Origin of the sequence: Streptomyces sp. Edi2, assembly GCF_040253635.1 — a bacterium.
Classification (GTDB): domain Bacteria; phylum Actinomycetota; class Actinomycetes; order Streptomycetales; family Streptomycetaceae; genus Streptomyces.
The window spans coordinates 1,396,218-1,410,008 of sequence record NZ_JBEJGX010000003.1 but is presented as its reverse complement, the minus strand read 5'-3'; the positions used below and the strand labels follow the sequence as shown (position 1 = coordinate 1,410,008).

Annotated in this window: 10 protein-coding genes and 3 pseudogenes; 9 read left to right on the top strand and 4 right to left on the bottom strand. The window is 67.3% G+C overall.

The features are described 5' to 3' along the window. Positions 1-17 precede the first annotated feature (17 nt). Positions 18-227 (bottom strand): annotated as a pseudogene (locus ABR737_RS09640) (transposase); the annotation flags it as partial. Between the two features lie 847 nt (positions 228-1,074). On the opposite strand from ABR737_RS09640, the gene ABR737_RS09635 reads away from it, so the two are divergent. The 8 genes and pseudogenes from ABR737_RS09635 to ABR737_RS09600 all read left to right on the top strand — a co-directional run bounded on the left by ABR737_RS09635 (position 1,075) and on the right by ABR737_RS09600 (position 9,968). Continuing rightward, on the top strand, positions 1,075-2,271 hold the full coding sequence (locus ABR737_RS09635; protein ID WP_350249772.1) for an ABC-three component system protein: 1,197 nt from the start codon (positions 1,075-1,077) through the stop codon (positions 2,269-2,271). A gap of 2 nt (positions 2,272-2,273) precedes the next feature. After that, positions 2,274-2,756, top strand: coding sequence for a three component ABC system middle component (locus tag ABR737_RS09630; protein WP_350249771.1), 483 nt, complete (start codon positions 2,274-2,276; stop codon positions 2,754-2,756). Positions 2,757-2,795: 39 nt separating this feature from the next. Next, on the top strand, positions 2,796-4,751 hold the full coding sequence (locus ABR737_RS09625) for a DUF3732 domain-containing protein (RefSeq protein WP_350249770.1): 1,956 nt from the start codon (positions 2,796-2,798) through the stop codon (positions 4,749-4,751). A gap of 99 nt (positions 4,752-4,850) precedes the next feature. Next, positions 4,851-5,782, top strand: a pseudogene (locus ABR737_RS09620) (IS5 family transposase). 493 nt (positions 5,783-6,275) lie between these two features. After that, positions 6,276-6,422, top strand: a pseudogene (locus ABR737_RS09615) (peptidase C39 family protein); the annotation flags it as partial. Positions 6,423-6,785: 363 nt separating this feature from the next. After that, positions 6,786-7,592, top strand: a complete 807-nt coding sequence (locus ABR737_RS09610; RefSeq protein ID WP_350249769.1) for a helix-turn-helix domain-containing protein — start codon at positions 6,786-6,788, stop codon at positions 7,590-7,592. Between the two features lie 219 nt (positions 7,593-7,811). Further along, a complete protein-coding gene (locus ABR737_RS09605) occupies positions 7,812-8,981 on the top strand; it encodes a 4-hydroxybenzoate 3-monooxygenase (protein WP_350249768.1) in 1,170 nt (389 codons plus the stop codon). A gap of 282 nt (positions 8,982-9,263) precedes the next feature. Beyond that, positions 9,264-9,968 (top strand): DUF4232 domain-containing protein, encoded by a 705-nt coding sequence (locus ABR737_RS09600; protein ID WP_350249767.1) that lies wholly within the window; start codon positions 9,264-9,266, stop codon positions 9,966-9,968. A 341-nt stretch (positions 9,969-10,309) separates the two neighbouring features. Here ABR737_RS09600 and ABR737_RS09595 read toward each other — a convergent pair whose 3' ends face one another. Continuing rightward, entirely contained in the window at positions 10,310-10,531 is a 222-nt protein-coding gene (locus tag ABR737_RS09595) for a DUF7489 domain-containing protein (protein ID WP_350249766.1), read from the bottom strand. A 47-nt stretch (positions 10,532-10,578) separates the two neighbouring features. Then, complete coding sequence (locus tag ABR737_RS09590) at positions 10,579-10,815, bottom strand: hypothetical protein (RefSeq protein ID WP_350249765.1); 237 nt, start codon at positions 10,813-10,815, stop codon at positions 10,579-10,581. Between ABR737_RS09590 and ABR737_RS09585 the strand changes: the two genes are divergently transcribed. Further along, the gene (locus ABR737_RS09585) at positions 10,796-11,005 is read left to right on the top strand and encodes a hypothetical protein (RefSeq protein ID WP_350249764.1); all 210 of its coding nucleotides are present in this window, start codon (positions 10,796-10,798) and stop codon (positions 11,003-11,005) included. The genes ABR737_RS09590 and ABR737_RS09585 overlap by 20 nt on opposite strands. A gap of 128 nt (positions 11,006-11,133) precedes the next feature. Here ABR737_RS09585 and rph read toward each other — a convergent pair whose 3' ends face one another. After that, positions 11,134-13,740 carry a rifamycin-inactivating phosphotransferase gene (rph, locus tag ABR737_RS09580; RefSeq protein ID WP_350249763.1) on the bottom strand — a complete coding sequence of 869 codons (2,607 nt, stop codon included), beginning with the start codon at positions 13,738-13,740 and terminating at the stop codon, positions 11,134-11,136. Between the last annotated feature and the right edge of the window lie 51 nt (positions 13,741-13,791).

Here is a 13,791-nt window from a genome sequence, read left to right as displayed (position 1 = left end):
CGCCCAAGCCCGACGATCGCGTTGCCGCAGGCGTCCTTGATACCGGACTCGGCGACGAAGGCGGTGCAGTCGTTGCGGTTGCCCGGCAGCGGCTGGCCGACGGCCAGCACGATGCGGGTCTCGGGCTTGGTGAGGACCTGAGGGTTCGCCGAGTAACGGTAGTTCCTGGACGAGGCGGACACCGTCCGATCCCGGGTGCGCACCAGCGTCCCGTCCACGATGAGGACTTGGTGACGTCCCGCTCACCGGGGTGACCTTCACACATCTGTGTCCTCTGGCGGTGCCCCGTCGCCTGGCAGTGCCTCGGCGGTGCTCTTTCCTGCCTTGGCAGCCGAAAGCGAGCTGCCGATCCGGTACTGCCTCCTCCTGGGCAGCACCTCACGTTCATGCCGCCTCTCGTTCGCGGCAGTTGCTTTCCAGCCAGTGCATTATTTCGTTGGGCCAGAACCGTAGTTGTTGTCCCACGCGGAAGCTGGGTATGGCCTGCTTTTCGTGATTGTCGTAAACCCATGAGATGGGCTTCTGGAGAAAGTCGGCCAGGGTCGCGACAGTCCACATCGGTTGCTTCACAGTTCCACTTCCGTCAGTCGGGAGCGACACGATAGAAGCGGATCGCGGCTGTACCAAACGGCATGGCGCCCCACGCCCTCTGGACTCACGGCCATCCTGCTCGCCTCCGCGTGGATTCGGTCGTGGAGATGAAGTAAGCCACACGCGCAAGCATGTTCGATTTTCTTCGCGGTTGACGGATGAAGTCCCGTCGGGGCAGTGAGCAGATCCAGCCCCCGTGGAACCTCTCGGGAGGAACACGCGTTGTCTGTAGTGGCGGGGCGGACCCCTCGCCCGGACCCATGGGACGATGGGCTATCGATTGTCAGCAACTCGGTAAAGGTGATATTCGGTAGCCCCAGCAATGCTGCCGACCGTCGTGCGTGCCATGCAGGACGACGCATCGCAAGGCCCTTTGGTACGCGAATCCAGGGGGCCCGGCCAGGTCGGTGCCTTGAAGGGCTTCGCACTCGATCACTAGTGGGGAACGTGGCGCAAGCAGGATCGCATTCGGCGGCTGGCCAGATGATCGGGTACCTCTACCAGTGCGAGCTCGCCCTCTTGGAACTGGCCGAGCGAAGCTGGGACAACCCTGCGGCAGAAGTGCGCATGGAGGTGCTCGACGACATCGAGTTCATGCACGGCAGCGGTACGCCAGCGGAGCTGTTGCAGTCCAAGCACCGAGGTGAGGCAGGACAGCTCAGCGAAACGGGCAAGGATTTCTGGCGCTCGGTTGCATCGTGGGTCGACGCGCTGAACAAGCTCGGCAATCCTGGAGCCGAGTCGATGCCCCTGCTGCGCTTGGTCACCACGCAGGTGGCCGCCGAAGGCACTTTCTATTACCAACTGCGCCGCGGAGCCCAAAGGGACGTACCGGCGGCCCTGGCCCGCATGGAACAGGTGGCAGATGCGGACGGCCCGCAGACCACGGCCGAGGAACGCAAGATGTTCCTGGAACTGTCCCCGTCGCGGCGCTACCAGTTCGTCGACGCCCTGGTGATCAGCGACGGCTCCCCGGTGATGTCAGACCTCGACCCTAGTCTTGCCAAAGCATTGGGGATCCGGGTCAACCAGCAGGACGCGGTCCTCGACCAGATCAAAGGGTGGTGGTACCGCGTGGCCGTGCAACTGCTAGAGCGCAAGGACCCTACGCGGCAGAGGGCCTCCGTGTCGGCTCAGGAACTCCTGTGCCGGCTGGATGAAGTGGGCGACCAGTTCGCCGGGGAAAATCTGCCCATCACTGAGGCGCTGCGTCGGCTGACTGAAGCGGAGGTCGCCGCTTACGACGGCGACTTGGTGGTCGCCCAGATGCGGTGGATCGGCCTGAAGGACCGTGCCATCGCCACCTACCTGCGCGACTACCACCATGCGCGCGCCCAGCGCTCCGAGTGGCTGCGTACCTTCAAGATCACCGAACAAGGACTGGAGGACTACGAGCAGCGGCTGTGGGACGAGTGGGACCACATCTTCGTCGACCTCATCGACGATCTCGACGTCGACAGTGATGAGGCTGACAAGCGCAGCGTCGGCAAGAACGTGCTCAGCAAGACAATGGACAAGGTGGCCGACGAGCCGGCGCGCCTTGGCAGCAGCACCGTCGGCTGGGTGGGTCGTGGCACTATGCACAGCCTTGCCGACCACGCAGATTCGGACGAAGGCCCGGGCTGGCACCCCGACTTCTCATCCCTGTGCCAGGACCGCGCCAACGAGCGGGAGAAGTGACCGTGGCTTCCACCAAGCGACTTCCTGAGGCCCAAGCCCTGCTCAACCCTGCCTTTGGCGCTTATCTGCTGGCTTGCAGCATCAACGCGGCTGCCAAAACCGGCGCCCGCACCCCCCTGCCCTGGCCCAGCGCCTTCCTTGTCCTACCGTTCGTCCTGCCCGCGGACATTCGCGCGGACCTGCCGGTCAAAGCCAGCCGCACTATGGCGGCCTGGCTGACCGAGCATCCACGTCATCAGGCCGCCTTCGCCGACCGAGCCGGTGCGCTGACCGACTACACCCGAGCCAGCCTGCGCACCGGCCTGCGCCACCGGGCCGTGGAGATGGCCGGTCAGGGCCTGCGCTGCCCTCGAGTACCCCGCCCTGCCACTGCTGACCAGGGCATCGAAGTCGCTGACTGCGCACGCCGCGCGGCCCTGGTCGGACGATGGCTGTCCGCAACCGAACCAGTGACGGCGTTCACTCTCCTCGGCGTCCGCCCCTAACCCCGTTCTCGCACCCCGTAAAGGAGCTACAGACCCGTCATGCAGCTACTCGCCCTGGCCCTTTACCACCGAGACGGCCGACCCGTTCCCCGGGTCATTCGTTTCCGCCCCGGGGCGCTGAACATCCTCACTGGCGAATCGGAGACCGGAAAGTCCGAAGTCCTCGACATCGTTGAGTACTGCCTGGGTCGCAAGAAGCCCAACTTCCCAGACGAGCCCATCGACCAGACCGTCGGCTGGTACGCCGTCTTGGTCACCTTCGGCACCACCCGGATGGTCCTGGCTCGGCCGCGGCCGGCTGGAGACTCCACTACTAAGGCCATGATCCGTTTCGGTGACGAGAACCTTGAGCTTCCCCGCGGCGACGAGATGAGAGCCGACGCAGATGTCACCGCGCTGCGCAATCAGCTCAGCGCACGCCTGGGCATCGAGGACTTCCGTTTCCAGCCTCCCACGGGCGCGGCCCGCTACCCCTTCGATGTGTCCATCGCCCAGGCAGCGCTGCTGTGCTTCCAGAAGCAGAACGAGATCGCCAATCAGAGCGCACTCTTTCACCGTCAGACCGAGAATGGCATCGCACAGGCGATCAAGGACACCCTGCCTTACTTCCTGGGTGCCGCCGGTCCCGAACAGGCCCTACGCCGCCACCAACTCGGCGAGGCACTGCGCGAACAGCGCGCCGCCCAACGCAAATTCGATGACGCTGTCCGCCGCAGGGATGGCATCGACACCCGACAGGCAGCCCTGCTGCGCCTGGCGGAACGCGAAGGACTCCTGCAGGATCTCCCGCCGGCCCTGGACCCGCAGCAGGCCCGATCGCTGTTGGACCGTGCCTTGACGGTTGCGCCTATCACCGCAGACGGTCCAACCAACCTGCAAGACCGCAGCCAAGCCCTCACGCAGGAGCGCCGAGAACTGCGTGAGCGCTGGCAGCAACTCAACGATGCCCTGGCCATGGTCGACCGCTGGCACCAGCAAGGTCACACGTTCACCGGAGAACTGCACCTGCAGCTCGACCGGCTCAAAACCCTCGAATTGCTCGGGCCCGAAGATGAAGACCAGCATGCCGACGTCTGCCCCATGTGCTCACGCCCGCTGGACGATCCCGACCCCTCCGCCGCCGACATCGCCGCCCTGACCCGGCACTTGGCCGACGAACTTACTCACGCCGAAACCCTCCAGCCCGTACGCGAAGAACACCGCCGCAGCCTGGAGACCCAACGCGAAGTGGTTGCCGAACGCCTCCGCCTCAATGGCGCTCAACTGAAGGAAATCAACGCCAGTGACGAGCGGATGAGGAACCTGCAGGACCAGCAAGTGCGCATCGCCTATGTCCAAGGACGTATCGCTCAGGAACGCGCCGCTGCTGGCGTCCTCTCCGAAAACGACGTACGCCGGCTGCGCAACGACCTCACACTCGCCCAGGAACGTGTCGAGGTCCTTCAGGAAATGGTCGACGAGGACGACGTCACCGCCGAGACGGAACGCCGGCTTACCGACGTGGCCGGGCTCATGACGTCCTGGGCGCAACGACTGAGCCTCGGTCAGGCCGCGACGGCCGAAGAGGTCCGTATTAGCCTCTCGCAGCTCAATGTCATCGTCCGCCGCGCGGAGGGACGGTTGCCCCTGACCCGCATCGGCAGCGCAAAGAACTGGATCGGCTACCACCTCGTTGCCCATCTGGCCCTGCACACCTACTTTCTGCGCAACCGCAGGCCCGTGCCTCGCTTCCTGATGCTGGACCAGCCCACCCAGGCGTTCTTCCCCGAAAAGATCCGCGACGCTACCACCGTCGAAGACGCCGACTGGGCGGCCGTCACCACTTACTTCAAGCTGCTGCACGATGTCGCACAGGAAGCGGACGGAGGCCTTCAGATCATCGTGTGCGACCATGCCAATCTGCCCGATAAGTGGTTCCAGGACGCCGTTGTCGAGAACTGGCGTCCTCAGGACGGCCAGCGCAGGGCCCTGATTCCCGCCGACTGGCTGGAGTGAGGGTCGTTCCTCAGCACCAATAGCGAACTGCGACTGGAGTACTAGGCAGTGTTCTCGGATCTCCGGACGTGGGTGGGGTGTTGGGGTCAGGCTGGTTTCATGGGTCGTGGGGATTTAACGAATGCGGAGTGGCATCGACTGGAGTCGTTCTTGCCTCGGGGTGGTGCGCGTGGGGGTCGGTGGAGTGATCATCGGCGGGTGATTAACGGGGTGCTGTACCGGGTGCGGACGGGTGTGCAGTGGCGGGATCTTCCCGAGCGGTTCGGGCCGTGGGAGACGGTCTACAAACGTCATCGCCGCTGGTCAGCGGACGGAACGTGGGAGAGGCTGCTGTCCCGTGTCCAGGCCGCCGAGGATGCTGAGGGCCGAATCGACTGGGAGGTGTCAGTGGACTCCACCGCGGTGCGGGCTCACCAGCACGCCGCCGGCGCGAGGAAGGTGCCCCCAGCCGCGGTTCCTCAAAAGGGGGCCGGGCAGGGGACAAACCGGGTCGGTCCGGTGCTGCGGAAACTGGCCGTCCGATTGGAGGAGGTGGTCAGATCGGCGAATGCCTGGGACGCTCCCGCGGCGGCTTCACCACCAAAATCCACCTCGCCGTCGAGGGACGATGCCGGCCCCTCGCGCTCGTTCTGACACCCGGGCACTACGGTGACGGCCCCCAGTTCGAGCGGGTGCTGGAGCAGGTTTCCGTGCCCCGCACCGGAGTCGGACGGCCCCGCACCCGGCCCGACCACGTCCTGGCGGACAAGGCCTACACCTCCCGCAAGAACCGCCGTTACCTGCGACGAGGCGGAATCCGGCACACCATCCCCGAACGCCTCGACCAGCAACGACACCGCCACAACCGCGGCTCCGACGGCGGCCGGCCCACCGGATTCGACAGCGAACGCTACAAGAAACGCAACACTGTCGAGCGAGCCATCAACCGCCTCAAGGGCTTCCGGGCCGTCGCCACCCGCTACGAGAAACGCGCCTACGTCTACCTCGGAACCGTCACGGTCGCGACCCTCATGATCTGGCTCCGAACATGATCCGAGAAACAGTGCCTAGTTCCCCCAGAAGATCACCCGGATAGAGCTTTGCTCTGTACGCCATTCTCTGGAATGTCGCGCGGTCTTCCTCTGCGAGGATGGTTCAGATCGGTTGGTCCACAGCGCTTATTTCCGTAGGCCGGGAATGCGACACGAAAGGGACGGGACGCGGCCGTAGCAAAGGCCTCAGGCAACGCCGTTTGGCCTTCGCGAGCCCGTCGTGGCGGGCCTCCGCGAGGGAGACGGCATGGGAACCGGGGCGACGCACAGCGAAGAGTGAGCACGTCGCGGTCCTGGGCTCGGCGTATCACCCGCCGATGCCGGAAGTCAGCACCGATCCAGCACCACACCCCCGACCGGACCGGAATGGGCGGCAGCGGAAGTCAGCACGAACTCAGCACGGCCCAGCTTGGGCTCGTTCGGAGCGGACGAGCCCAAGCCGTTGACCTGCATATTTGCCACCCCGTCCCGTGTCTGCTACTGCCTCGCCTCCCAGTTCGAGAACATCTGGCTGAGAACCAAGCGCAAGGACGCAAACGGCCAGGTCAAGAGCGGCTCGGGAGGGGTCTGTTACCTGTACTTCCCGGCCAGGCCGGCACCAACTCAGCACCGGGTACTCGGGGAGCTGGGGATCCGCTGAGTATGTGCGCGCCGACGGTCGTCTTGATGACCTGACAGCAAGCAGTGCGCACTGCCGTCGGGGGTGAGGTGACCGGGCCGATCCACCGTGATCTTGATGGAGCTGTGGCCATCCACCGCGACACCGCATGGGTGGGCACGCTGTTGCTCAAGGCGCGGCCAGGCTCCGCGGCGGTCAGTGGCACAACGCGATTGCGTCCGGGACGCCTGCCGACTCCAGCAGATCGTCCCGGCAGTCGAGCGCGCCACGGGACCACCCCCCCCCCCGCATGCGCGGGGATCACAGGACGTGAGCTGCCGCAGGTGCGGCACAGCTCCTGTCCGACCCGCACCAGGTGATGCGCCACCGGCAGACTGTCATCTGATGCTGAAGACCTTCCAGCCCCCTCCGGGGCCCTTAAAGCCGCGGTCCACAGGGCCGCAGCCCACGTCCAGCGGGGCCGGATGGCTGCCGCACGGCTCTCACCTCGATCCCCACACCCATGACCACGGGCAACTCGTCTACGCTGCCGCCGGGACACTCGCCACCACGACCGAACGCGGAACCTGGGTCGCCCCGGCCCACCGCATGACGTGGACGCCACCCGGCTTCGCCCACTCCCATCGCTTCTACGGCCGCACCGACGTCCGCGTGCTGACCATCCCGATCGACCTGTGCGGCGAACTCGTGGACAGGCCAAGCGTGTTCGCCGTCAGCCCCCTGCTGCGCGAGGCCGTCCTGACGCTCACCGGCGAGCGGCCGGAGGCCCGCCCCGGCGCCCGCAGACGGTTGCTCGCCGTGGTGATCGACGAGCTCTGCGACACTCCCGAGCAGTCGCTGCACCTGCCCGAATCCGGCGACGACCGGCTGCGCACCGTCACCGACCTCCTGCACGCCGACCCTGCGCGGCCCGCGACCCTGGCCGAGCTGGGGCGTGCTGCGGGAGCCAGCGAACGCACCCTGAGCCGGCTGTTCCACACCGAACTCGGTATGAGCTTCCACCAGTGGCGCACCACGCTTCGCATCCACCACGCCCTGGGCCACCTCACCAACGGCATGTCGGTCACCGATACAGCGATGGCATGCGGGTGGTCGAATCCGTCCAGCTTCATCGACGCCTTCACCTCGGTCGTCGGCCAGACCCCGGGCAGCTACCGGGCAGATCTCCGCACCGGCTCCGCGCTTCCGTAGCGGCAGGAGTCTCCGGCGGACGCGCGTCGTGCATCGGAGTGCGGCAGGTTGGCAGGTTGGCAGGTTGGCGGGTTTGCGGCATCGGCTGTCCTTTTACCGGTTGGGTGCCCCTGTGGTCGAGTCGCACAGTGATGGTCAGTACGCCACACCATCTAGACGGAACGGCCGCTCACGCTCAGGCGCGTCCGGCCTCGCCGTCTGCGAGGAGCCCGAAAACACATGACCCGAACCGGCAAGAAGTCAACCGTCGTCATCGTGGGAGGCGGGGTCGCCGGACTGGCGCTCGGCAACTTCCTTCTGCGCAAGGGGATTTCCTGCATCATCCTGGAAAGGCACAGTCGTGACTACGTAGAGCAGCGGCAGAGAGCCGGGGCTCTCGACGCCGGCGGGGTCCGCCGGTTGCACGAGTGGGGGCTGGCCGAGGTCGTCGAGGGCCACAGCCGCGGTCAGTCCGATGCGAGCATGCCGCTGCTGATCGAGGGAGAAGAGCGGCGGTGGAGGGTGGATCACGACTCGGAGGATGTCGACGGCGTGTTCTGCCCCCAGCAGATCCTCGTCCAGAACCTCATCAAGGTCTTCCTCCGCGACGGTGGCGATCTGCGCTTCGGAGCCGAAGACGTTTCCCTGCACGACATTGATACCGAGAACCCGCTGGTGCGCTACCGGGACGCGGCCGGCTCGACCAAGACCGTCAGCGGTGACTTCGTCGCCGGCTGCGACGGCTTCCGCGGCGTCAGCCGGACGGCCATCCCCGATGACGTCCTCAACTGCTCCACCCACGAGTTCGGGTACGCCTGGCTCACCGTCATGGCCGAAGTGCCTGCCGACCCGCCGGCCGTGCTGGCAGTGCACTCCCGCGGCTTCGCCGCACAGATCACCCGCGGCCCGCACGCCAGCCGTCTCTACCTGCAGTGCCCGCTCACCGACACCATCGAGCAATGGCCTGACGACCGCATCTGGAGCGAACTGGACACCCGTCTCGGCGAGCCCGTCACTCCCAAGGGGCCGATCGCCAGCAAGCAGGTCGTGCCGCTCCGCGGAGTGGTGTTCAGCCCCATGAGCCACGGCAGGCTCTACCTTCTCGGGGACGCGGCGCACCTCATCTCACCGATGAGCGCACAGGGGATGAGTCTCGCCCTCCATGACGCCGACGTGTTCGCCCGTGCAGTCATCCATCAAATCGAGAACGACGATTCCGGTCTGCTCGACAGCTACTCCGACACCTGCCTGGATCACACGTGGCGGCAGCAGGCTTCTGCCGTCCGGACGACCGAGACAGTGCACGACTCCGGTGACTCCTCCTACGTGGGGGAGTTCCGCAAGCAGATCGCCCGGAAGAACCTGGAAAGCCTGCTGGAGCCACCTGCGGCGAATCACCTGCCCGGGTAAGGCGATCACCTGCTCAGGTAACAGGTGATGCGTAGAAGGGCTGATGCGGCTCGCCCGGCGCTCACCCGGGACCTGTCGACTGTGCGGGAAGGCATCCCGCCCTACTACGGGATGCCGCCCCGCTCACGACCCGCCTTCTCCGCCAAGACTCGGGGACCACGCCATCAGCATGTTACCCGCGCGTAGGGCTGACGGTGACGTGCGTGAGAATAGGGCCTTCTGACGAGGTGCCAACAACCTTCGGCCTGGTCCCTCCGTCCCTGAACGCATCGAGGAGTATCCGTGAACCGCACTTCAACCGCCCGCATACGACGTGCCGCGCTCACCGCAGTTGCGGGTGTAGCGCTCGCGGCGACTGTCACCGCCTGCGGCCCGGATGGCGGTAGCGGGTCGGCCGCGGCCGACGACTCCGCGGCGTCCGCCAAGGCCACCGCGGAGTCGTCGAACGGCGCGTCCCAGGAGGGGGCTGGCAGCGGCAAGGAGGCCGGTTCGTCTTCGAGCGGGGGCACGTCGGCGAAGGACGGTTCGTCCTCGTCGGGCTCCAAGCCGGGCCAGTCCGGCGACAAGAAGGGCTACGGGCAGAACTGCGGGGCCAACGACCTGAAGTTCTCGGCGCGTTCCGAGACCCAGGCGGGCGGCTACATCCTGCTGTCCGCCCGGGCCAAGCCCGGCATCACCTGCACGATCCCCAGCGGGCTGCCCTCGGTCTCCTTCGGCTCCAAGGGTATCGAGGCGTCGAACGCCGAGCAGGCGGTCGGCCCCGCGATCACGCTCAGCGGCTCCAAGACCGCCTACGCCGGCGTCAACCCCAAGACCACCAACAGCAACGACGGCGTCGAGTTCACGTTCCTCATCGCGGCCATCGGCACCTCCGACCCGAACCCGGCGAGCGTCTCCACCGGCTCCGTGACCGTCGACAAGCCCATCGTCACCAACTGGCACACCACCCCCACCGACGCCGTCCCCGGCGACGGCACGGACAACTGACCCGCACACTCCTACGACGAAAAGCGAGCGCCCGAACCTGGTGCAGGCCACGCACACAGGTCCACCGGCGGGGGCGCCTCGCGACGCGCCACGTGGCGGCCACTGGCCGCCGGGCGTAGCTGGTGCGCGAGCGCTGCCGGCCGGCTTGGGTTGTCCCATGCCGGCAAGGTGACTTTCAACGAAGGCCGATGACCCCTCCAAGCCTCTCTTGGGAGGGTCCGGCTTACGCAACGGCCACCTCCGCCATGCAGTGATTGCACGCGGGGGCGCCCGGCCGGCCAGGTGCCTGCGGCCACCGGACCGGCAGTAGCGACTTCCCCTGCCTCCAGGATCCTCAAGGGCTACTCCCTGGTCGGCTCGGCGCCCGCCCGCTTGACGATCCGATCGTCGACCTCGATCGACTTCCAGAGCCGGCGGCTGATCCGGACCTTCACGGACTCGCCATCGGCCAGGCGGACTTCGACGAAGTGGTACATATTCGAGCCGTCGAGCATGCCCCGGGACTTATGGGTGACGATGCCTTCCCAGTGGTCGTCTGCTCCGCTTTTGCGAGATGTGAACATGCTAGGGAGCCTACGAGGATCGGCAGCCGCCCCTGCAGATCCTTGAGTCACGTCCTGGGGATGACATATGTCCTGCCGGGCCACCGCGGCCCTTTGCGGAAGGCTGGGTCGCGCTCGGGCTCGGGCAGAGACCGCCAGGTCAGGACGGCGCCACGGGCGGTGGCGAGGATGATCTGGGCGGCCGGCCCGAACTCGACCGCGATGTCCCAGCCGGCCCGCAGTTCCTTGATCGGGCCCTGCGGGGCGGGGTCGATCTGCTGCTTGGTGGCCAGGGACCAGGGCATCGACGTCGCCGTGCTGGCACTGTCGTCGCCGGGGGTGCAGGGCCTGCCGGAGGCCGACGCCCTCGCGGTGGCCCGCGAGGCCAATGACCAGCTCGCCAAGGTCGTCGCCTCCTGGCCCGACCGCTTCCGGGCGTCCGCGGCGAAGCTTTCGCCCCGGCGGCTTTTCCTACGTCGACACCAGCAACGGTGAAGCCCGCTCCTTCCTGGAGAACTCGCCCTTCACCGACGAGCAGAAGGCCGACATCGGCCACCGCAACTGGGAACGCCTCACCGCTCGCGCCAGCCGCCCGGCGGCCTGAAGCGCCACGCGGTGGTCGGTCAGGGCAGGATCTCGACGTACCCCTCGGTGCCGTGCACGCGGATCCGCTGCCCGTCCCGGATCAGCCGGGTGGCCTGTTCCACGCCCACGACGGCCGGCAAGCCGTACTCCCGGGCGATCACTGCGCCATGGGTCATCAGGCCGCCCACCTCCGTCACCAGGCCCGCGATTCCGACGAACAGCGGCGACCAGCTGGGGTCCGTGAAGGTCGTGACCAGGATGTCGCCCGCTTCGAGATCGGCCTCCGCGATGTCCAGGATGACGCGGGCCCGCCCCTCGATGGTCCCGGAGGAGACCGGGAGGCCGGTCAGGGCGCCGGCCGGGACGTCGTCGCGCCGGTACGCCCCGGTGACGGCCTCACCGTCCGAGGTGAGCACCCGGGGCGGGGTGAGCGCGTGGTACGACCGGAACGCGTCCTTGCGCTGCTGGATGAGCCGGCCATCCAGCCGGTGCGTGCGCACGACGTCGTGGAGTTCCTGGAACGTGAGGTGGAAGATGTCCTCCTTATCGGGAAGCACCTCGGTCTGCACCAGGCGCTCGGCCTCCGCCAGCAGGGCCTGCTTGTAGACGAAGTAGCGGCTGATGATGCCGTACTTCGGGTACTCCCGGTAGCCGATGAAGGTTCTGACCCGGTCGATCATCCGCTTGGCTTCGTCGGCTTTTCCGTCCCCGTCCGGCAGGGCCCGCAAGCGTGCCAGCACGTCCTGTTCCTTCTTCTGCGCCTTCTGCCGCCCCTGCTCGAAGCGCCGCTCGGCGGCGCCCGGTTCGAAGAGCCTGACGTTGTCGAGGAGCACGGGCACGAGCGTGGTGGGGCGCTCGCGCCAACGCGGCCTGGTGATGTCGATCTCGCCGACGCAGCGCATGCCGTACCGGTCGAGGTAGGCCTCAATTGCGTCGCACGCTTCGGTCCCGCCCGCGATCTTCGCCAGCTCGTCCAGGAAGGCGCTGTCCTCGATGTGCTCGACGCCCTGCAGGAACGCCACCACCTCCGGATGGGGGCGGATCACGTCCGCGACGTCGAGCAGCGCCAGCCCCATCTCCGACGTGACGTTGCCGGGGGCGGACAGCGTGAGCGTGTCGGCCGCGTTCTTCTCGCCCAGCCACTCCTGCAGCTTGTCGTTGAGCCACCAGGTGGCCTCCATGCCGGCCATGATCACCTGAAGGTTCAGCGGATCACCGAGGACTCGCTTGTGCTCCTCGAAGGCCTCCAGCAGGAAGTCGAACAGCGCCGGTCCGGTCTTCGTCCCGATGTCGCGCTCCAGGGCGGCGATGGACGCCCGGCTGCGCTCGATCAGCTCGGTGACGAGGGCCGGATCGGTCTCGACCGGGGCGGGCGCACCGCCGGCCGGCGGCCCGCCGGGCCCCGTGTCCGGAAGCGACGGGACGAAATCGTCGCGGTCGAGGACCGTCTCCAGAGCGTCCCTGAGCAGCGGATCGCCTCTCCCCATGAGGTCCAGGAGGCCGGCTCGGCTCGCGGGCGCGGCCAGGCGCCGGGTGACGTCGACGAACAGCCTCCCGCCGGCCTCGTGCATCGGCACCATGGCCGTCAGCTGCCACACGGAGAGCCCCAGGGGCTTCATGGGGTCGGTCATCATCTGCTGATGACCGACGGAGACGTAGACGTGATTCTCCTGGTCGCCGGTCTCGGGAACGGGGAACAGGGTCGTGATCGGCCGGCTCTGAACGATCTGGAAGTCCTCGTCGGCCAGGCACCATTCGATGTCCTGCGGGCGGCCGAAGTGCGCTTCGATCCGCCGCCCGAGCTGCACGAGCCGTACGACCTGCGCATCCGTCAGCGCCGGCTGCTCCTGTCGCTGCGCGTCGATCGCCACGTCCCGCGTACCGCCGGCCGGCAGGGCGTGCACGGCACGCTGCTTTGCGGCGATTGCCTTGGCGACGACTTCGCCGTCCCGCACCGTGAAGACGTCCGGGTTCACCAGGCCGGAGACCAGGGCCTCGCCGAGGCCGAAGCCGGCGTCCACGGTGGCGGTCTTCCGGTTGCCCGTGACGGGGTCGGCCGTGAACAGGATGCCGGCCGCCTGCGGGAAGACCATCTGCTGCACGACCACGGCCATGTGGACCGTGCGGTGGTCGATGCCGTTCCGCCGGCGGTAGGTCACGGCCCGCTCGGTGAACAGCGAGGCCCAGCACCGGCTGATGTGCCGGAGGATCGCCGCCGGCCCCACGACGTTCAGGTACGTGTCCTGCTGGCCGGCGAAGGAGGCCGTCGGCAGGTCCTCCGCCGTCGCGCTGGACCGGACGGCCCAGGCGGCCTGTTCGCCGAGCCGGGCGAGCGCGCGGGTGATCGCCGCCGCGAGATCGTCCGGGATGGTGATCCCTTCGATGGTCCGGCGGATCTCCGCGCTGAGCGTGCGGATCGCCTCCCGGTCGTCGGGGCTGAGCCGCGACAGCCGATCGAGCCGATCGCCGATCGACGGCGCTTCCGCCATGATCCGCCGGAAGGCGTCCGTCGTGACGCAGAAGCCGGCAGGTACGCGGATGCCGTCGATCCGCGACAGCCCGCCCAGGTGGGCGCCCTTGCCGCCGACGAGAGCGACCTGGGTCTCGTCGACCTCGTGAAGATCCGCCACGTATTGCTCGATCATCGCGATACCTCCGCGGCAGTCGTGTCCCGTTGCATGGCACCGGCCGGTCGC

What these genes read in the sequence shown, in the direction of transcription:
- ABR737_RS09605 (WP_350249768.1), top strand. Translation starts at nt 7,812, where the DNA reads ATGACCCGAACCGGCAAGAAGTCAACCGTCGTCATCGTGGGAGGCGGG.
- ABR737_RS09625 (WP_350249770.1), top strand. Translation starts at nt 2,796, where the DNA reads ATGCAGCTACTCGCCCTGGCCCTTTACCACCGAGACGGCCGACCCGTT.
- ABR737_RS09610 (WP_350249769.1), top strand. Translation starts at nt 6,786, where the DNA reads ATGCTGAAGACCTTCCAGCCCCCTCCGGGGCCCTTAAAGCCGCGGTCC.
- rph (WP_350249763.1), bottom strand. Translation starts at nt 13,740, where the DNA reads ATGATCGAGCAATACGTGGCGGATCTTCACGAGGTCGACGAGACCCAG.
- ABR737_RS09590 (WP_350249765.1), bottom strand. Translation starts at nt 10,815, where the DNA reads ATGCCCTGGTCCCTGGCCACCAAGCAGCAGATCGACCCCGCCCCGCAG.
- ABR737_RS09595 (WP_350249766.1), bottom strand. Translation starts at nt 10,531, where the DNA reads ATGTTCACATCTCGCAAAAGCGGAGCAGACGACCACTGGGAAGGCATC.
- ABR737_RS09635 (WP_350249772.1), top strand. Translation starts at nt 1,075, where the DNA reads ATGATCGGGTACCTCTACCAGTGCGAGCTCGCCCTCTTGGAACTGGCC.